This window comes from Bacillus sp. V2I10, assembly GCF_030817055.1.
GTDB lineage: Bacteria > Bacillota > Bacilli > Bacillales > Bacillaceae > Bacillus_P.
This window is the reverse complement of record NZ_JAUSYV010000001.1, coordinates 1,443,509-1,462,101: the sequence shown is the minus strand read 5'-3', so window position 1 is coordinate 1,462,101 and position 18,593 is coordinate 1,443,509. Positions and strand designations below refer to the sequence as shown.

General features: G+C 42.1%; 15 protein-coding genes and 2 pseudogenes. 6 read left to right on the top strand and 11 right to left on the bottom strand.

Annotated elements, in window-relative coordinates:
* Positions 1-111: 111 nt before the first annotated feature.
* The 3 genes from QFZ72_RS07340 to QFZ72_RS07330 all read left to right on the top strand — a co-directional run bounded on the left by QFZ72_RS07340 (position 112) and on the right by QFZ72_RS07330 (position 2,803).
* Positions 112-1,467: a cytochrome ubiquinol oxidase subunit I gene (locus tag QFZ72_RS07340; protein WP_307431306.1), complete on the top strand. Its 1,356-nt coding sequence runs from the start codon at positions 112-114 to the stop codon at positions 1,465-1,467.
* Between the two features lie 30 nt (positions 1,468-1,497).
* A complete protein-coding gene (locus QFZ72_RS07335) occupies positions 1,498-2,541 on the top strand; it encodes a cytochrome d ubiquinol oxidase subunit II (protein WP_307431303.1) in 1,044 nt (347 codons plus the stop codon).
* Positions 2,542-2,644: 103 nt separating this feature from the next.
* On the top strand, positions 2,645-2,803 hold the full coding sequence (locus QFZ72_RS07330) for a DUF1540 domain-containing protein (RefSeq protein ID WP_307431300.1): 159 nt from the start codon (positions 2,645-2,647) through the stop codon (positions 2,801-2,803).
* Between the two features lie 80 nt (positions 2,804-2,883).
* Here QFZ72_RS07330 and QFZ72_RS07325 read toward each other — a convergent pair whose 3' ends face one another.
* The 10 genes and pseudogenes from QFZ72_RS07325 to QFZ72_RS07280 form a co-directional block, all read right to left on the bottom strand.
* Positions 2,884-3,774 carry a metal ABC transporter permease gene (locus QFZ72_RS07325; protein ID WP_307431297.1) on the bottom strand — a complete coding sequence of 297 codons (891 nt, stop codon included), beginning with the start codon at positions 3,772-3,774 and terminating at the stop codon, positions 2,884-2,886.
* Entirely contained in the window at positions 3,771-5,096 is a 1,326-nt protein-coding gene (locus QFZ72_RS07320; protein WP_307431295.1) for a metal ABC transporter permease, read from the bottom strand. Before QFZ72_RS07320 ends, QFZ72_RS07325 begins: the two co-directional genes overlap by 4 nt.
* A gap of 15 nt (positions 5,097-5,111) precedes the next feature.
* Positions 5,112-5,861: a metal ABC transporter ATP-binding protein gene (locus QFZ72_RS07315; RefSeq protein ID WP_252201980.1), complete on the bottom strand. Its 750-nt coding sequence runs from the start codon at positions 5,859-5,861 to the stop codon at positions 5,112-5,114.
* An 18-nt stretch (positions 5,862-5,879) separates the two neighbouring features.
* On the bottom strand, positions 5,880-6,806 hold the full coding sequence (locus QFZ72_RS07310; RefSeq protein WP_307431291.1) for a metal ABC transporter solute-binding protein, Zn/Mn family: 927 nt from the start codon (positions 6,804-6,806) through the stop codon (positions 5,880-5,882).
* 397 nt (positions 6,807-7,203) lie between these two features.
* Positions 7,204-8,314, bottom strand: a pseudogene (gene menC / locus QFZ72_RS07305) (o-succinylbenzoate synthase).
* Positions 8,307-9,758, bottom strand: a complete 1,452-nt coding sequence (locus tag QFZ72_RS07300) for an o-succinylbenzoate--CoA ligase (RefSeq protein ID WP_307431288.1) — start codon at positions 9,756-9,758, stop codon at positions 8,307-8,309. Before QFZ72_RS07300 ends, menC begins: the two are co-directional and overlap by 8 nt.
* Before the next feature lie 176 nt (positions 9,759-9,934).
* The gene (gene menB / locus QFZ72_RS07295; RefSeq protein WP_223437506.1) at positions 9,935-10,753 is read right to left on the bottom strand and encodes a 1,4-dihydroxy-2-naphthoyl-CoA synthase; all 819 of its coding nucleotides are present in this window, start codon (positions 10,751-10,753) and stop codon (positions 9,935-9,937) included.
* 28 nt (positions 10,754-10,781) lie between these two features.
* On the bottom strand, positions 10,782-11,597 hold the full coding sequence (menH, locus tag QFZ72_RS07290) for a 2-succinyl-6-hydroxy-2,4-cyclohexadiene-1-carboxylate synthase (protein ID WP_307439640.1): 816 nt from the start codon (positions 11,595-11,597) through the stop codon (positions 10,782-10,784).
* A gap of 5 nt (positions 11,598-11,602) precedes the next feature.
* The gene (menD, locus tag QFZ72_RS07285) at positions 11,603-13,360 is read right to left on the bottom strand and encodes a 2-succinyl-5-enolpyruvyl-6-hydroxy-3-cyclohexene-1-carboxylic-acid synthase (RefSeq protein ID WP_307431282.1); all 1,758 of its coding nucleotides are present in this window, start codon (positions 13,358-13,360) and stop codon (positions 11,603-11,605) included.
* Positions 13,347-14,771 carry an isochorismate synthase gene (locus QFZ72_RS07280; RefSeq protein WP_307431280.1) on the bottom strand — a complete coding sequence of 475 codons (1,425 nt, stop codon included), beginning with the start codon at positions 14,769-14,771 and terminating at the stop codon, positions 13,347-13,349. Before QFZ72_RS07280 ends, menD begins: the two co-directional genes overlap by 14 nt.
* A 296-nt stretch (positions 14,772-15,067) precedes the next feature.
* Between QFZ72_RS07280 and QFZ72_RS07275 the strand changes: the two genes are divergently transcribed.
* Both QFZ72_RS07275 and QFZ72_RS07270 read left to right on the top strand, forming a co-directional pair.
* Positions 15,068-16,003: a 1,4-dihydroxy-2-naphthoate polyprenyltransferase gene (locus tag QFZ72_RS07275; RefSeq protein ID WP_307431278.1), complete on the top strand. Its 936-nt coding sequence runs from the start codon at positions 15,068-15,070 to the stop codon at positions 16,001-16,003.
* A gap of 229 nt (positions 16,004-16,232) precedes the next feature.
* Positions 16,233-16,979: a TraR/DksA C4-type zinc finger protein gene (locus tag QFZ72_RS07270; RefSeq protein ID WP_307431275.1), complete on the top strand. Its 747-nt coding sequence runs from the start codon at positions 16,233-16,235 to the stop codon at positions 16,977-16,979.
* Positions 16,980-17,119: 140 nt separating this feature from the next.
* Here QFZ72_RS07270 and QFZ72_RS07265 read toward each other — a convergent pair.
* Positions 17,120-17,554 (bottom strand): annotated as a pseudogene (locus QFZ72_RS07265) (SRPBCC family protein).
* Between the two features lie 108 nt (positions 17,555-17,662).
* On the opposite strand from QFZ72_RS07265, the gene QFZ72_RS07260 reads away from it, so the two are divergent.
* The gene (locus tag QFZ72_RS07260) at positions 17,663-18,457 is read left to right on the top strand and encodes a TIGR00266 family protein (protein ID WP_307431272.1); all 795 of its coding nucleotides are present in this window, start codon (positions 17,663-17,665) and stop codon (positions 18,455-18,457) included.
* Positions 18,458-18,593: the final 136 nt, after the last annotated feature.

Sequence of the window (18,593 nt, the reverse complement as noted above, 5' to 3'; positions counted from 1 at the left end):
CTATAAGTAAACTTAGAAATAAATGCGTCCCATTTTTACCGCATATTTCCTGAAATAATGAAGACAATAAGGGAAGATTATTACAACCTTGGGAAAGAAGGCGGAAAAAAGATGGATGATCTCGTATTAGCCAGATCCTTGTTTGGGACGACAATGGGCTTTCATATAATCTTTGCATCACTTGGTGTAGGTCTTCCTCTCATGATTCTGATTGCAGAGCTTCTTTTTCAAAAAACAAAGGATCATGATTATGCGGTCATGGCGAAAAGATGGACAAAAGGTCAGGCGGTGCTCCTTGGTGTTGCCATTCCTACCGGGACGATCGCCGGTGTTCAGCTTGCTTTGTTATGGCCGGGCTTTATGGAGGTTATCGGACGTGTAATGGCGCTGCCTTTTCAAATAGAAATCTATGCTTTCTTTGTGGAAGCCTTATTTATGTCCATATATGTTTATGCAGCTGACAGAATTTCGCCGCGAATGAGAATTGTCAGTGTTTCTCTTGTCTTGTTTGGAGCCGCAGCCTCAGCGATCTTAATTACAAATGTTCATGCATTTGAAGGCACTCCAGCTGGTTTCAGGATTGAAAATGGGGAAATTGTTGATGTTGATCCATGGGCAGCCTTTTTCAATCCCAGCTTTATTGTCACAGCAGGACATGTTGTTGTTTCAGCGTTTATGACCGGTGCATTTGTTATTGCTTCTATTTCTGCTTATAAAATGCTGAGAAATTTAAAAAACGACCGCCTTTACCGCTTTTATCGCAAAGCGTTAATGATGGGCCTTGTTGTGGGGGGAATATTCTCATTTTTAACAGCATTGAACGGGCATGAATCAGCGCAATTGCTCCATGAATATCAGCCTGAAAAGCTCGCCGCTGCCGAAGGTTTATTTGAAACTCAAAGATATGCTCCCCTTGCAATTGGGGGTTTTACGGACCGGGAAACAGAGGAGGTCAAATGGGGCATTGAAATTCCGTGGGCTCTGAGCTTTTTAGCTGACAACAGCTTTAAAACCGAGGTTATTGGCTTGAATGATTTTCCTGAGGAATATTGGCCGCCGCTGTTTGTACATACGCTCTTTAATGCAATGGTTGGAATTGGCAGTCTGCTGATTTTTCTGTCACTTATCGGATTCTTATGGTTCAAGATATTAAAGCGACCTCATTTTCCTAAATGGATGCTTGTCTTATTTGTACCTTCAGGGATCCTTTCCATGCTAGCTATTGAGTTCGGCTGGATTTTCGCCTGCACGGGAAGACAGCCGTGGGTTATTTATCGTTTGCTGAAAACAGAGGATGTCGTGACTGCCTCTGGCCAAATTGGAACACTTTTTATTCTTTTCACATTGGTTTATGCGATATTAGGGCTTGCTGTTATTCTTGTTCTTGTCTATTACTTCAAACGAAATCCAGTTGAAAAAGAACTTGATAAGCCGGCGAGTGATGGTGATGGCGTCAGTGTTTATTAAAACGGCATGTACGGATATGGAGGCGTTACAATGATTACAACAGATGCACTGCTTGCCATTACACTTGTATGGGGCTTTGTCTTTATCTATGCTGTCATGGCGACAATGGATTTCGGAGCAGGCTTTTGGTCGATGATCTACATTAATAAAGAAAAGACGAATGCAACAAATATCGCCAATCGTTATTTATCCCCTACTTGGGAAGTAACAAATGTATTTATTGTAGCCATTGTCGTGGCACTGTTCAGCTTTTTTCCGGGAGCTACATTTATTCTCGGAACTGTCTTGCTGATTCCAGGAAGCATCATTCTTCTGCTTTTGGCGATTCGAAGCGGATTCCTTGTGTTCTCCCATTACTCAAAAGGGTATGTAAAAGCACTTACTTATGTTTCCGGGATTTCCGGTTTCATTATTCCCGCTATTTTATTGCTGGTGCTGCCCATCACTCATGGCGGGTTTATTGAGGTAGTAAACGGTTCACATCAGCTTCAGCTCGATCAATTATTTACAAGTCCAAACGCCTATGCCTTCAGCGGATTCGCGATTACAAGCACACTTTTCCTGTCATCGCTGCTGCTTTCTGATTACTCAAATGTGGCCAATGAACCGGAAGCTTATAAAGTTTACCGCCGTGATGCTCTTATCTTAGGACCGTTATCCATCGTAATGGGTTTTCTGATTATGCTGACCCTTCGCACGGAAGCAAACTGGCTATATACGAACATGATGGAATATTTGCCTTTCCTGATTGCATCTGTTGCGATGTTTATGATTGCGGGCGGAGCTCTTTTCTTACCATCACAAAAAGACAAAAGAACGCTTGGGAGACCAAGAATCGCGGTTGTTGCCGTAACCATTCAATATTTACTAGCAAGCTACGCATACGGGCGGGCACACTTGCCTTATATGCTGTACCCTGATGTTTCCATCCAGGATGGCTTTACTCATCCCAACACCTTCCATGCTGTGTTTATTACTTATATAGTTGGATTTTCCATTCTCTTTCCTGGATTCTTTTACTTCTGGCGCTTGTTTATGAAGGACAAACGGTATTTGAAGCAAAATGAATCATGAAAAAACAAGGTGCAGCTGCACCTTGTTTTTTTAATCCTGCGAATGAAAAACACTTTACTAAGCAAAACTAACTGTTGAACCCTAAATAAGGAGGTGTTGATGAATGCCAAGAGAAGTAATGTGTGAAGTCAATAACTGTGAGTATTGGGGCAATGGCAATCTGTGTACAGCTGATGCCATCTATGTAGTCAGCCATAAAGGAGATACTGCTTCCCGCAGCGAGGAAACAGACTGCAAAACCTTTAAACCTCATGATCTTTAAGAAAAAGGGACAGCTTCACGCTGTCCTTTTTCTTTATTGTTGATAATGAGAATCATTTTTATTCATACTTTACACAATCTTTATTCGTTCAATTCGGCCGAAGCAAATTTCCTTCTTGAAAGGAGCTTCGATATTAGCCCATGTTTAGGTGAAAAGATAAATGTAAGGAAAAAGATCAGCCCTGTAGCAGTTGCCATCGCCCCTGCAATCGAGACATTCAGCCAAGTTGCTGCATAGTATCCGGCAACAGCAGATAAAATCCCGATCATTGAACTGATGACCAGCATATGAAGCAATTTATCCGTCAGCAGATAAGCAGCTGATGCAGGTACAATAAGCATCGCTACGACTAAAATAGCCCCTACACTGTCAAATGATGCAACCGTAGTTATGGAGAGCATCCCCATTTGCAGATAATGTATGAGCAGCACAGGTATCCCAATTGCGACTGCCATCTGCGGGTCAAACGAAGAAATCTTAAATTCCTTATAAAAAAGAATGATGATCAATAGATTGATGAAAAAGACGGAACCAAGCATCCATACTGCTTTTGGACCCAAATCTACACCGGATATCGTGATCGTATCCCAAGGCACAAATGTTATTTCACCCATCAGCGCGTGATCCACATCCAAATGAATGTTTCCTCCAAATAAAGAAAGCAGGATAACGCCAATGGCAAAGAGAGATGTAAAAACAACTCCGATTGCCGCATCTGATTGAACCCCTTTGGCATTTAAAATTTGTACAAGAAAGGCTGTAAGCAATCCGACAATAGCTGCTCCAATAAACATCGAGATCCCATCTAAGCTTCTGCTTACAAAATAAGCACACACGATGCCAAGCAAAACAGAATGACTGATCGCATCTGCTAGCATAGCCATTTTTCTTAAGATTAGAAAACAGCCAATCATGGCACAGGTAACACCAACCAGTGAACCTGTAAGTAAGATCCATGCATCATAACTCATTGATAAAGCCACTCCTTCCTGCTCAGGCTATTCTTCGATTTAGGAAGCAGCATTGGCTCTCTATGATGATCTTTTAACAGGTTCATTAATCGATCCTTCATATCGCCTGACATCATTTCAACATCAACATCATCACGGCTGGTAATTTGAAGCTGGGCAAGCTCCATTTCATGCATAAGATACATTTCATAAAGGCGCTGATTTAAAGCAAGCTGATAGGAAAGCTGCAGGCCATTTTCTGTAAGCCTCCATTTATCCCCTTCTGCTTTCATGACAAGTCGTTTTTTCAAAAGCTCATTTAATGATTTGCTGACCAGACTGTTTGCGACTTTTCTTTTTTTCACTATGTCGTGAAGCGAGAAGGATGCAGCTGAATATTTGCCCCCTGCACTTTCTGTCAAATCGTAAAAAGACAGCAGCAGCTGCTCAATCGATGTTCTTTTTCTCAGCTTCATTTGCTTAATCGCTTTTGAAACAAGGCCGCGTTTCGGAGCAAAAATCAACGAGATTAGAAAGAGCAATGTAGCAGCAACGATAATCAGCGGACCTGTTGCCATTCCTTTTGTCGTTGTGCTCAGGAACGTTCCGGCTACGCCGGAGATTCCGCCGATAATACCGGCAATAATCACCATATGACCCAGTTTATCTGTCCAATATCTCGCTGCGATGGCAGGAGTGATCAGCATAGCTGCCATTAAAATGACCCCTACTGTCTGAAGACCAATAACGACTGCACAAACAATTAAAACCATAAGCAGGCCATTTAAAAAGGAAGTTGGAAGCCCAATTCCTTTTGCAAATTGAGGATCAAACGTCAGAATCTTAAATTCTTTAAAAAAGACAGCTGTCAGCAGGAGCAAAATGGCTGCAATCCACGTAATGATCTGAACATCCTGCCCGACCATTGAAGCTGCTTTTCCGAAAATAAAATCACTCAGGCCGCTTTGATTTCCCCCGCGGTTGTGCTGAATGAAAGTCAGCAGAACAATTCCAAATCCAAAGAATACGGACAAAACGAGACCAAGAGCTGAGTCTTCTTTAATTCGGGAATTATGAATGATAAATTGGATAAGCCATGCAGCAATCATCCCTGAAATGGCTGCTCCGACAAGAAACCAAATTAATGATTTGGAACCGTAAAGAAGGAATGCCATACACACACCCGGCAATGCAGCATGTGCCATCGCATCTCCAATCAGACTTTGTTTCCTGAGGAGAGCAAAGCTTCCGAGAACTCCGCTTGCAAGTCCAAGCAGCATCGTGCCAAGCAAAACCCACTGCGTATTCTGATTTTGCAATTGATAGAATAGTTCATCCATCATCTTCACTCACTCCTGTTATGTTTCATCCACAAGCACACTTTGATCCTGTAAAAATGTGAGCCTGCCTCCGTATGTTTTTTGAAGATTATCCATGGTAAAGACTTCACTTGTTGGACCAAATGCAATCTTCCTTAAATTCAGGAGCAGAACCCAGTCGAAATATTCTTCAACTGTCTGCAGATCATGATGAACAACTAAAACTGTCTTTTGCCTTGCTTTTAATTCATTTAGAAGGGATATAATCGCTTTTTCAGTTGCCGCATCAACACCCACAAACGGTTCATCCATGAAATACACATCTGCATCCTGTGCAAGAGCTCTTGCTAAAAACACACGCTGCTGCTGTCCGCCTGAAAGCTGGCTGATTTGCCTGTCAGCGAAATCAAGCATGCCTACTTTTTCAAGACATCCCCGGGCAAATTCTGTATCCTTTTTCCCCGGACGCTTGAGCCAGCCAATATGTCCATATCGTCCCATCAGAACAACATCAAGTGCATTCGTGGGAAAATCCCAATCCACTGATCCGCGCTGAGGGACATAACCGACGCGTTTACGCTGTTTTTTATAATGATCACCATAGATTTCAACTTCTCCGGATGCGACTGGAATCAATCCTAAAACAGCTTTAATTAAGGTGGATTTCCCAGCTCCATTTGGTCCGATAATCCCAATTAATTTTCCTTCAGGAACTTCAAACCCCACCTCTTGCAGAACTGGTTTGCGGTGATAGGCTACTGTCAAATTTTCAACAGTTACTGGATTCATAGAAAAACACCTGCCTTATTATTTCAATGATGAAACAATTGTATCGATATTGTGTTTAAACATCCCTAAATAGGTTCCTTCTTCTGTTCCTTCTTCACCCATGGCATCAGAATACAGCTGTCCGCCAATAACGACTTCATGGCCTCTCTTTTTTGAGCCTTCCACAACGGCGTTAATCGATTTTTCAGATATACTGCTTTCCACAAATACTGCTTTAATCTTACGGTCTGCCAGGACATCGACTAAATTTTGCACATCACGGAGACCGTATTCAGAATCTGTACTCAATCCTTGAAGACCCATCACTTCAAATCCATAGGCGTTTCCAAAGTAAGTAAATGCATCATGTGCTGTTACAAGCACTCTGCTTTCTTCAGGAATGGTCCCAACCTGTTCTTTCGCATATTGGTCCATTTCTTGAAGCTTTTTCTTGTAAGCAGCTGCATTTTCTGCAAATTCATCCTTATTTTCAGGTGAAAGCTTGCTGAGCTCTTCTTCTACTATATCAACGGTATGAATCCATAAAGAGATATCAAACCATACATGAGGATCATGTATCTTGGCGTTCGTTTTATCATTAATTAATTTATTTTCGGGAATGGCACTTGCTACTGGCACAGTAGGCTTTTCATTCGACATTTTTTCAAAAATTTCACCCATCTTGCCTTCTAAGTGCAGACCGTTATAAAAAATAATATCTGCCTGATTCAGCTTTTGAATATCTCCTTGTGAAGCCTGATATAAGTGGGGATCAATACCGGGCCCCATTAACGACTTTACTTCTACTGCGCCGCCCGCAACATTACGTGTGACATCCGCTATTTGCGCAGTTGTAGTAGTTACCTTAATCTTTCCATTGCCTTCCCCGCTCGCGCCCTGGCTGCATGCTGTCGTAATAGCGGACAGTGCCAGGATTGAAATCAGCATTAGTAATCTCTTTTTCATTCTTGATCCTCCTCTTTCCTTCGTCAACAAATGTTTCCCTAATGCAAGTTTTTAAGTAAAAAAAAGACTTTCCTACGCAAAAACCATTTTATGAAAGTAAGTTAGGTTCTGTGCTAATAAGTTAGCTTGTTTCACGATTTGTTGATTAGTATAATTATTTTGCCTATACGCAACAATTTAAAGCATTTTTATCTTTCTGTCAATCATTCTTTCTCGACAAAAAAAGGCCAGCTACATAAATAGCTGGTCAAAGATTGAAGCAGAGAGGGCTGATTGTCGAAATGATGTCTCTAGCATCATTCCTTTTATTTTTATCATGGAATGTGAAATTTTACAAAACCGCAAAATCAGATTTTGTAAGGGTAAAATCAGATTTTCACCTAAAGAAAAATCAATTTCACTTCGAAAAACGTTCGGTATGTGTACAGTATTTTGCTAATTTGCTGCGATTCACTTCAAATCCGAGCCCTGGCCCTCGAGGAACATCAATTTTCCCATTATGCACGGTAACGGGGGGAGAAATGATATCTTCTTCCCAATATCGTGCAGAAGCAGAAATATCACCGGGTATCGTGAAATTCGGAAGTGATGCAAGAGCGATGTTATGTGCGCGTGATACCCCTGTCTCAAGCATTCCTCCTACCCAAACTGGAATACTGTGCTGCAAGCAATAATCATGAATTTTCTTAGATTCCAAAAGACCGCCGACTCTTCCCGGCTTAATATTGATGACGCGGCAGCTGCCAAGCTGAATCGCTTTTTTCGCATCGTTCAGAGTAATGATGCTCTCATCCAAGGCAAACCGGCGTTTCTAATTGGGACTGAAGAACGGCATGATCGATAATATCATCGTGTGCAAGCGGCTGTTCAATCATTAAGAGATTGTATTCATCAAGCTGCTTTAAAAGACTGATGTCATCAAGCGTATACGCAGAGTTGGCATCAGCCATTAAAGGTACATCCGGAAAGCGGCTCCTGATTTCATGAAGCAGGACAGCATCTAATCCCGGCTTTATTTTCACCTTTATTCTTTTATATCCATCGCTGACATGCTTCCCTATTGTGTCAAGCATGTGATCGATTGAAGCCATGCCCACTACTACACCGGAATCAATTTGATTGTTAGTTCCGCCTAGAATGGCTGCAAGCGGCTTGTCCTGCACCTTTGCATAAAGATCCCACACAGCACCTTCAATTGCTGCTTTAGCCATTTGATTTCTTCTAATATAAGAAAAAGAGTCAATGAATGCCTCCGGATTTTGATATGGTTTCTTAAGCAGTTCAGGGATCAGGAACGATTTCAGCATGTGAAGACACGTTCCAATTGTTTCTTCGGTATACCACGGTGAAGAGAAAGCAACGACTTCTCCCCATCCAATCTGTCCGCTTCGATCCTGTATTTCAATCAGTATGCTCTCTCTCTTATAAACTGTTTCAATACTGGATTGAAATGGTGAAATGAGTTTCATTTCAAGGTGATGAAGTTTCACTTCCCGCACATCAATCATGAGGACCACCAAGAGCCTCTGTGAGCTTTCTGCGCACTAATTTATTTGAGGCATTTCTCGGAAGCTTACTTAAAAAGTGAATACGCTTTGGTATTTTATATTTTGCAAGTATAGCGGAACAATAGGAAATCAGTTCTTCCTCACTTACTGCATCATTTGCAGCAATGAAAGCATGCGGAACCTGACCCCATTTTGCATCAGACATTCCGGTTACCCCGGCTTCAATGACCGAAGGATGAGAAAGAAGGGCAGCTTCTATTTCTGCAGGATAAATATTTTCTCCGCCTGAGACGATAAGATCTGATCGCCTGTCAAGGACATATAAAAAGCCTTCCTCATCCAAAAATCCCATATCTCCTGTTTGAAGCCATCCATTATGAATTTCTGCTTTACGCTTCCAATATCCTTTCGTTACATTCGGTCCCTGTACATGAATTTCTCCCTCTGTAAAAGGCGGGCAAGCAAGATCGTTCTCCATAATTTTTATCTCGCAGGGAAAAAGCGGTTTTCCTGCAGAACCAAGCTTTGTCAGGCTGTACTCTGGTGATAATGTGACAATTTGCGAGGAGGTCTCTGTCATTCCGTATGTTTGATAAACCGGAATTTTTTTCATTTCACATTCTTTCAATAGCGACATAGGTGCCGGACCGCCGCCTAACAGCATACATCTGAAGGTCTCAGGATATTCGCTGTCTTCAAGGTTTTCTATCATTTGAGATAGCATAGTCTGAACAACTGAGACGATAGTTGCTCCGTTCTCGATGATGGCGCGGTTTGCTCTTGATGGGTGAAAGGAATCATGGAGAATAACGGTCATTCCATAGATTACGCCTCTCATTAAAATGGATAGCCCGCTTATATGGAATAGCGGAACGGCACACAGCCACCTGTCATCATGATGAAGGCCAAGATTTAAAGATGAGCCGGCAGCGCTCCAATAATGATTGCCATATGATTGAAGAACACCCTTTGGTTTACCGGTTGTTCCTGATGTATACATAATGGTTGCAGTCTGATCTAAATGAAAATAATGTTCATATTGAACATGAGCTGTTCCTGCTGTTACAAGTTCTTCGGTTCCAATCGTTGTCCAGCTTGGGGTTTCCCATTCTTGATTAAGAGCTTCATCACAAATGAGGAATGATGCTTCTGAATCCCTTAATTGCCATTCAAGCTCTGAGGCAGTCAATCTTGTATTTAACAGAACGGCCGTTGCTCCAATGTATGTGAGCGCATGAATAGCAGCAGCCATTTCTATACTGTTTTTCATAAGGATTGCAGCGTGCTGTCCTTTTCTGACCCCATGCTGATGATAAGTAAATACCATTCGTTCTGTCAGCTTATGCAGCTCGCGAAACGTTACTGTTCTCTCCTCTGTCATCATGGCAATTCGGTCAGGAGTTAAATAGGCACGCTGTTTTAACCAATTAGGCATTTTATTCATTTCTGTTCACCGCCTTTTATATTAGAAAAGCGCAATAGTCTTGGGTCTCAGATCCGACAGGCAGATAAGGATCCGTTCTGACCGAGGATCTAGGCGCTTGAGCTAGACATAGACGCAAAAGTAAATTCTGATATAAGAAAGCAGCTTGATGAAATCATCAAGCTGCTGCATGTTATTTAAGGGAATCTTGGGAACTGCTTGAAGTCAGGGCTGCGTTTTTCTTTAAATGCATCTCTTCCTTCTTTTGCTTCATCCGTTGTATAGTACAGAAGAGTTGCGTCTCCTGCAAATTGCTGAATGCCTGCTAGGCCGTCTGTGTCGGCATTAAATGCAGCTTTAAGGAAACGAATGGCAGTCGGGCTTTTTTCCAAGATCTCCTCGCACCATTGAACCGTTTCTTCTTCAAGCTTTTCTAAAGGCACAACCGTATTGACAAGACCCATGTCAAGCGCTTCCTGTGCATTGTATTGACGGCATAGGAACCAGATTTCGCGTGCTTTTTTATGTCCTACAATACGTGCAAGATATCCAGAACCATAGCCTGCATCAAAGCTGCCTACTTTTGGACCTGTTTGTCCGAAAACAGCATTGTCCGCCGCAATTGTTAAATCACAGACAATATGAAGCACGTGGCCGCCGCCGATTGCGTATCCTGCAACCATGGCAATAACCGGTTTTGGAATTACGCGGATTAAACGCTGCAGATCAAGAACATTCAAACGCGGAATTTGGTCTTCCCCAACATATCCGCCATGTCCGCGCACCTTTTGGTCGCCGCCTGAACAGAATGCTTTTCCGCCTGTTCCAGTTAAAATAATAACCCCAACATTTGCGTCATCTCTAGCATAAGCAAAAGCATCAATTAATTCCATTACCGTTTTCGGACGGAATGCATTATGTACCTCGGGACGATTAATCGAGATCTTGGCAATCCCATTATACGTTTCATATAAAATATCTTCGTACTTGCGTTCAGCAATCCATTCTACTGTCATTTCGCGTACTGCCTCCTTATGAATACGTTTACGTATTAATAAACTCATTTACTATTCTACCAAAGATTTGCGGTTGTTCCACATGAACAGCATGACCTGCACCAATTATTTTAATAAATGTCGAATATGGGAGCAATTCTTTCATCTCTTCTGCAATCCCGCAGAACTTTTCATCCATATCTCCGCTAACGAGCAGAATGGGAATTTTTAGAGAATCGAGGCTGTCCCATAAGGACTTCTGTGATCCGGTCCCCATCCCTAAAAGACTGTTTGCAAGCCCTGCCTCTTCATTTTTCAGCCTATGGCCGCGCAGTTTTTTTTGAACGTCCCCAGGCAAAGTTTTCTGAGAGGCAAACAGCGATATATTCTCCCAGAAATCTATAAAGGATTCCATTCCATGCTCTTTTATAAACTGAGAGAGCTTTCGATCATTTTCTTTTCTGCTCATTCTCTCAGCCTCTGATTTTAATCCGGGAGATGCACTTTCCAGAACCAGCTTGTCAATCCGCTCAGGATGCTGGCTTGCATAGGATAATGCCAGTCTGCCTCCCATAGAATACCCTGCAAGAATGACTTTATTAAGATGGAGCTCTTCAAAAATAGCCTGTAAATCCTTAACCGATTCATCCATACTGTAACGTTCAAACTCTGAAGGTGAATCTGTCTGCCCATGTCCGATAAGGTCAATTAAGATGACTTTATAATGGCTTAAGCTGAACATCTCCAGCAAAGGATACCAGTTTTCAGTTGAGCCTGTAAATCCGTGGAGAAGAACTAAAGGTATTCCTTCTCCTATTCCATACGTTTCAATATGATAGGATACTCCTCTAATCGTCTTCTTCATTCGTTTCATTTAAAGATCTTCTCTCTTATTTCCTGGGAAACACGATTCATCAATTCACGATGAATGCTGACACGAGTTTGACGATTTGTGCGGACTTCTATGATGTTCAAACCTTTATTAATGACAGCATCTGACACTGCTGATCGGAACTCCCCCCATGTTGCCGGCAGTGTATATGAGGCGTCATAAAGATCGGCAGCATGTTTAAAATCAAGACCTGTTGGAGTGCCGAATAATGTTTCAAAATGCTTCTCTTCTTTTGACTGCGGAAGAAACGAAAAGATTCCCCCCCCATCGTTATTAATAAGAATGATGGTCAAATTAAGTTTGTGCATTTTAGCAGCAAGAAGACCATTCATATCATGATAAAAGGACAGGTCGCCGATGACTAAAAAAGTTGGATGATCTTTGCGGGCACCTGTACTCATTCCAAGCGCTGTTGAAACGATCCCATCGATTCCATTTGCCCCTCTGTTAGCATAAACGGCAATGTCCTTTTCCGTGTTTAGGAAATAGTTATCAAGGTCCCGGATGGGCATGCTGTTTCCTGCTATCACTTGACACTTCTGGGGAAGCGCATGCTGCAATTCACGAAATACATTTCCTTCAAATAGGTCGCCGCCTTTATCTTCAGCAGTACCTAATATTTCACGCGAAACAAGATTTACTTTCTGCCATAACTGCAGCCAATCCGTATCTTCTCGATTTTTGATTTGCTTAATAAACTCTTTGCAAAGCCAGCTCTCCTTGCATTCAATCATTTCTGCCGCCATTAAGGTCGGTTCCCTCCAGCCGCCTTGTCCATCGACAACAATTTGACGGATATTCTCTGTTCTCTTCAAGAATAAAAACAGCGGCTTTGAAACCGGCATAGCTCCGAACCGAATAATGACTTCAGGTTTTAGCTGCTTTGTTATGTATTCATCCTTCATAAATGCATCATAGCACTCAATCACTGATGATTGATCATGGGTTCCTGTTCTAAAATTAGAAAGAGGATCGGCAAGAATCGGGTACTTCAGGACTGAAGATAACTTCACTGCTGCTTCATTAAATTCAGGATCGTGCAATTCTCCGCATATAATCAATCCCTTTTTTTCTAGTGAAAGGAGTTCAGCTAAGCGCTGTACATCACAAGCATCAATAATTGACGAACCTGCCGTTACTTGCACCTGTTTAGGACGAGCATTCAGGCTTGTCCATAAATCTTCAGATTCTAAATCAGGTACAAGAGGTTCTCTGAACGGAAAATTCAGATGAACGGGTCCGGATGGAGAAGAAATGGCTTTGCCTGCTGCACGTGCCGCCATTGTTCTTCCATAATGAAGAAGCTCAGCAGTATGCTCCGGAATAGCCATATCAGCAAACCATTTTGCATAGCGTCCGAACAGATGCAGCTGATCGATTGCCTGTGGAGCACCCACATCTCTAAGCTCATGCGGACGGTCCGCCGTTAAAACAAGCAAAGGCACTCTTGAATAGAATGCCTCAACAACTGCAGGAAAATAATTAGCTGCTGCCGTTCCTGATGTACAAAGCAAAGCAACAGGTCTTTCCTGCATCTTAGCCAGGCCAAGGGCAAAAAAACCTGCTGATCGTTCATCAATCAAAATATGAATTTTTATATCAGGATGCTCAGCCATCAGCATGGCCATAGGCGTTGATCTTGATCCGGGGCTAATAACCGCATCCCGAACACCCGCTTTAGTTAATTCATCAACAAAACTTGCTGCGTAAAGGGTTAAAGATTTATTTGCACTCATGTTTGACTCCTCCAAGCGCAGAGAGCATCGGCTTAAGTTTAATCAGTGTTTCCTGATATTCCATTTGAGGATCGGATTCTGCTACAATGCCGCATCCTGCAAACAGGGTTGCCTGATTGCCTTTAATTAAGCCGGATCTTATGGCTACTGCAAACTCACCGTTGTTTTCAGCATCAAGCCATCCGACTGGACCGGCATACCAGCCGCGGTCCATAGGTTCTATCTCTCTGATCATTTCAACTGCAGCCATTTTCGGGTATCCGCCTAAGGCAGGTGTAGGATGAAGTTTTTCTACTAAGTTCAATAAGGAATACCCTGCCTTCATAGACCCTTCAATCGGTGTATACAAATGCTGGATGTTTTTCGTTTTTAATAATTGCGGGTGATCTGAAACCTCCACTTGGCTGCAGCATTCCTCAAACGAATCTTTAATCATTTTCACAACAATCGCATGTTCAATCAGATTTTTTTCATCATTCAAAAGATCAGTCCCAAGCTCTGTATCTTCTTGCTTGTTCTTCCCTCTTTTTATAGAACCGGCCAGACATGTTGAAAGCAGCCTGCTGTCTTCTTTTTTGATCAGACGTTCTGGTGTTGCACCAATAAAAGATTGACGGCCATTTTCAAAAGAAAAGATAAAGCTTGTAGGCTGCTCTTTCTGCAGTTTGCTTAAAGCTGAATAGATATTAATGTTGTGATCATACTTTAATTGTACTTCTCGTGCCAGCACCACTTTATCAAGCTCACCGCTTTTAATGGAACCTGTTGCTTTTTCCACTGCAGAAAGCCATATTTCCGTATCTGTCTCTTTAATCGTGTAATTGTTTACAGACTCTTCTCCAGCGCCTGGCTTTCCTGTCAGGACTTCATTAGCAATCGTTGTAAAATGATTCGCACAAGATTCAAGATCATCAGCAGGCTTTATCACACGATTGATTGTCAGAAAAGAAACTCCGTCTTTTACGGTAAGCATGACGGACGGCAAAAAGAATTTTGCCTCAGGGTATTTGTTCCAGCGCTCGTTTCTGCGATTATGCGGATCAAAAGAAAAACCGCCAAATAACAAAGCGCCTGTCCCTATATGTGCGTGCGCAGCATCTTCATAATGCGCCATTTTTTTAAAGCGTTTCCAATCAGACTCAATCCGCCCAAAACGATCACTTTCGGAAGAATCATTTTCTACCGTGTATTCGTTTCCCAAGCCTGTAATTGTAAAGCGTGAACCAGGAGTTGCCCAATAAAACCGCTCGCCTAAAAAAAGCCGCTCGCCTGCCGCATAAAAATGGAGGGGATTCATCGAATCATTTAACGTCTTGACCTGACTTAATATGACCGGTTTATCAAACTGTCTGGCTTCCTCCAAAGCACGCTTTATAATCTCCGTAAATGTATGTTTTAATGCCGTAATCATTGGAAATCCCTCCAAAACCGAAAAATCGCTTATATTAAGATACACCTCAGAGGAAAGAGGTGTCAATAGTACTTGGGCAAAGAAATGGTATAATAGAAATAACGACTATTATCCTTATTATATTACTACCCTGGATACATTAAAATCAAAAGCTCTCGCTGAAGAAATTTCCAGTGAGGGAATTAAATGATTGTTCAAACATTTGTAAAAGGATTGACACAATATTGTAAATTTCCTACACTTAATTCTGGGAAGCAAACGTGCTCCATTTGGTTATAAAAGGGGAGAAATCTTTGATGCATACACAATCACACATTACACAAAATGTGCCTTCCATCAAACCGGATAAAAGCTGGAAAGTATGGTGGATGCTGCTCCGTCCGCATACATTATCTGCAGCCTTTATTCCAGTTACGATTGGTACGGTTCTTGCTTTAAATGAAGGTCAGGTTCATATCTTATTATTTCTAGCTATGCTGATTGCATCCATCTTAATCCAGGCTGCAACTAACATGTTCAACGAATATTTCGATTTTAAACGCGGACTTGATAATGAAAACTCAGTCGGAATTGGGGGAGCTATTGTCAGAAACGGTGTGAAACCTCAGACAGTTCTAAACCTTGCTTTCGCATTTTTCGGCGTCGCCGTCCTATTAGGCGTGTATATTTGCATGAATTCCACTTGGTGGATCGCTGTAATAGGATTAATCTGTATGGCTACAGGCTATTTTTATACAGGCGGCCCTATGCCAATTGCCTACACTCCATTTGGAGAGCTGGTTGCCGGTTTCTTTATGGGAATGGTGATTATCCTGCTTGCATATTATATTCAAACTGGAACGATTTCACCGATCAGCATTATTATTTCCATTCCCATCGCTTTCCTGGTTGGAAACATCATGCTATCAAATAATATCCGCGACCTTGATGGTGATAAAGAAAATGGACGCAAGACCCTTGCGATCCTGATTGGACGCAAAAAAGCGATTATTTTCCTCGCTACAATGTTTGCTGCTTCATATGCAGTCATCTTAATCATGATTGCACTCGGCTATTTATCCTTTTGGGCGCTTTTAGTCTTAATAAGCACCCCTAAAGCATACAGCGCCGTAAAAAAATTCGCAGGCAAATCATTGCCGCTGGAAATGATGCCTGCGATGAAAGCAACAGCTCAGACAAATATCCAATTTGGCTTTTTGCTCGCACTAGGTTTATTCATAAGCACGATCTAAATCTGCACGGCCCTTTGACGGGCCGTGTTTTTTTTGTGCATTATTTACAATCATGATTTAGGTGATTATGTTCATACTAAGAAAAGCGGAATCACCCGTTTTACTCATTCGTGACAGATTTGTTCTGTCCGAGGAGTTGGGGGATGGAGCTAGAGACCATTGGCGAAAATTTATATACATTTTATTTTTTTTAAAAATACTTATTTTTTAAGAAAGGAGCGTGAATGGAATGCTTAACAGCGGTCAAATGGCTTCCTTTCGCTCACAGCTTGATGCAAGAAAAGCAGAAATCGAGCATCATCTCCAGGAAAACCAACATTTTGGACTTGAGCAAAGCTTCGGGCACGATTCTACTGGAGAGCTTTCAAGCTACGACAACCATCCGGGCGATGAGGGTACAGAGCTTTATGAGCGTGAAAAAGATATCGCTTTAAATGAGCATGTTGAGGAAGAATTAAGTGATATAAATCGAGCACTTTCAGCCATCGAAAAGGGAACTTACGGGGTATGCGAAGTATGCGGAACAGATATACCTGAGGAAAGACTTGAAGTGCTTCCGACTGCAACAACATGCAAGGAACATTCCCCTGAGCAGGCCATTTCTCACTCAAGACCGATTGAGGAAAGCATACTTGAGCCGCCATTCGGACAATTCGAATACGATGAAAGCGATTCGGAAGCCTATGATGCGGAGGACACTTATCAGGACGTAGAGCGCTTCGGCAGCTCTGATACTCCTTCTGACATGGAATATCCTGTTGATTCATACAACGACGTATACATGGAGAACGATGACCCAACAGGGTATGTAGAGGATTATGAAAATTTCGCGGCTACAGATATTGAAGGAAAGAACGTAACCGTGTATCCAAACATCCAGCATAGACAGTATGAACATACACTCGATGAAGAAGGACTGATGACTCCTTTCGGGGATCTTCCTGCATCAGAAAAAGAACCATATAGTGAGGAATAAAAGCGAATGCGCCTTGTTAAGCTCCGAAAACAAGAATCTGGCAGAAAAGGTATTTTCAGCGAATCGGTTCTGAACATCAATGCTCAAAATTTTATGCTTTCCAATAATCTTAAACAGAGTTTCCGCCACGGAACTCTGTTTTAATTTGTTTCCGCGATTTTTTTCAGCTCCTCTGCCCGGTCTGAGAGAAATTTTTGCATATACCTCTCTAGAAATAAAAAATCTGCGGCTTTGCCCAAAAACCCTAATGGAGATAGATAGTCAAAGTGATCAATCATCACTTGTTTCATTTCCTGAAGCAACGAAAGTATGTGTATGAATAAAAGACTTAAATGCTCCTTTAACCATCATATCTTTAAATTCATAAGGCCTGTTCATCTCTGTTATTTTATACCGAAGTGCACGGCTTCCCATACAACTGTATCACCTTCTTGAAGAAGCCCGGAGGTTACACCGCCAACCGCCTTCTCTTTTGTTTTTTTAGTCGTTTTCGGATGGACCTCTACATTCCGTGCGAGGTCAAAGCAGACTTCGATTGGCGCTTTCATACTAATCGTATTTCTAATGACAGGCATATACTTATCCCCTTTATATGACGAACTTCTTTCATTATAAATGGAAAACAGGAGGGTTTTCTTTCTTTATGACGAATTTTTACAAAAAAAAGCAAAGAGGTGACCTTTTTGAACGCACATGAAATTGATTACAAGATTTATGGAGATGACATGCAGTTTGTTGAAATTGAGCTCGATCCAAGTGAAAGTGTAGTAGCCGAGGCCGGGGGTATGATGATGATGGATGACGGCATTGATATGGAAACCATCTTTGGTGACGGATCAGAGCAAAAGGGCTTGATGAGCCGTTTAGTAGGTGCCGGTAAGCGTGTTATTACTGGAGAAAGTTTATTTATGACGGTCTTTACAAATAAAGCTAAGGGCAAAAAGCAAGTTTCATTTGCAGCGCCCTATCCAGGCAAAATCATTCCTGTCGACTTAAAAGAAATGCAGGGAAAGGTCGTTTGTCAAAAAGACGCCTTCCTCTGTGCTGCTAAAGGCGTGTCTGTCGGAATTGATTTTCAGAAAAAGTTAGGAACCGGTTTTTTTGGCGGTGAGGGATTCATTATGCAAAAGCTAGAAGGAGACGGACTAGCTTTTCTGCATGCTGGAGGTACGATACATAAGCGGCAGCTTGCACCTGGGGAGTGCATGAAAATTGATACAGGCTGTCTTGTCGCGATGACGCGGGACGTTCACTACAACATTGAATATGTCGGAAAAGTCAAAACGGCCTTCTTCGGCGGTGAAGGATTATTTTTTGCAACTGTACAAGGGCCTGGGACAGTATGGGTACAATCACTCCCCTTCAGCCGTCTTGCTGACCGCATATTTGCAAATGCTCCAAGCAACGGCGGAAACGCTTCAGGAGAAGGCAGTATTCTGGGCGGACTTGGACGATTGCTTGATGGAGATAATCGATAATTCGGTAGACGCATGAAAGTTTCATGCGTTTTTTTCCTGTCTTACTATCAATGCGATTATCTAAAGCTTGTACATCTTGATTTTTTTTCGAAATCTCGAAAATCCCTAAAAAACTTAGACAGCAGAAAACCCGCTC

Coding starts and splice junctions, on each gene's coding strand:
- QFZ72_RS07270 (WP_307431275.1), top strand. CDS start 16,233: ATGCTTAACAGCGGTCAAATGGCTTCCTTTCGCTCACAGCTTGATGCA.
- QFZ72_RS07330 (WP_307431300.1), top strand. CDS start 2,645: ATGCCAAGAGAAGTAATGTGTGAAGTCAATAACTGTGAGTATTGGGGC.
- QFZ72_RS07310 (WP_307431291.1), bottom strand. CDS start 6,806: ATGAAAAAGAGATTACTAATGCTGATTTCAATCCTGGCACTGTCCGCT.
- QFZ72_RS07280 (WP_307431280.1), bottom strand. CDS start 14,771: ATGATTACGGCATTAAAACATACATTTACGGAGATTATAAAGCGTGCT.
- QFZ72_RS07320 (WP_307431295.1), bottom strand. CDS start 5,096: ATGATGGATGAACTATTCTATCAATTGCAAAATCAGAATACGCAGTGG.
- menB (WP_223437506.1), bottom strand. CDS start 10,753: ATGACAGTAGAATGGATTGCTGAACGCAAGTACGAAGATATTTTATAT.
- menD (WP_307431282.1), bottom strand. CDS start 13,360: ATGAGTGCAAATAAATCTTTAACCCTTTACGCAGCAAGTTTTGTTGAT.
- QFZ72_RS07335 (WP_307431303.1), top strand. CDS start 1,498: ATGATTACAACAGATGCACTGCTTGCCATTACACTTGTATGGGGCTTT.
- QFZ72_RS07325 (WP_307431297.1), bottom strand. CDS start 3,774: ATGAGTTATGATGCATGGATCTTACTTACAGGTTCACTGGTTGGTGTT.
- QFZ72_RS07315 (WP_252201980.1), bottom strand. CDS start 5,861: ATGAATCCAGTAACTGTTGAAAATTTGACAGTAGCCTATCACCGCAAA.
- QFZ72_RS07340 (WP_307431306.1), top strand. CDS start 112: ATGGATGATCTCGTATTAGCCAGATCCTTGTTTGGGACGACAATGGGC.
- menH (WP_307439640.1), bottom strand. CDS start 11,597: ATGAAGAAGACGATTAGAGGAGTATCCTATCATATTGAAACGTATGGA.
- QFZ72_RS07300 (WP_307431288.1), bottom strand. CDS start 9,758: ATGAATAAAATGCCTAATTGGTTAAAACAGCGTGCCTATTTAACTCCT.
- QFZ72_RS07275 (WP_307431278.1), top strand. CDS start 15,068: ATGCATACACAATCACACATTACACAAAATGTGCCTTCCATCAAACCG.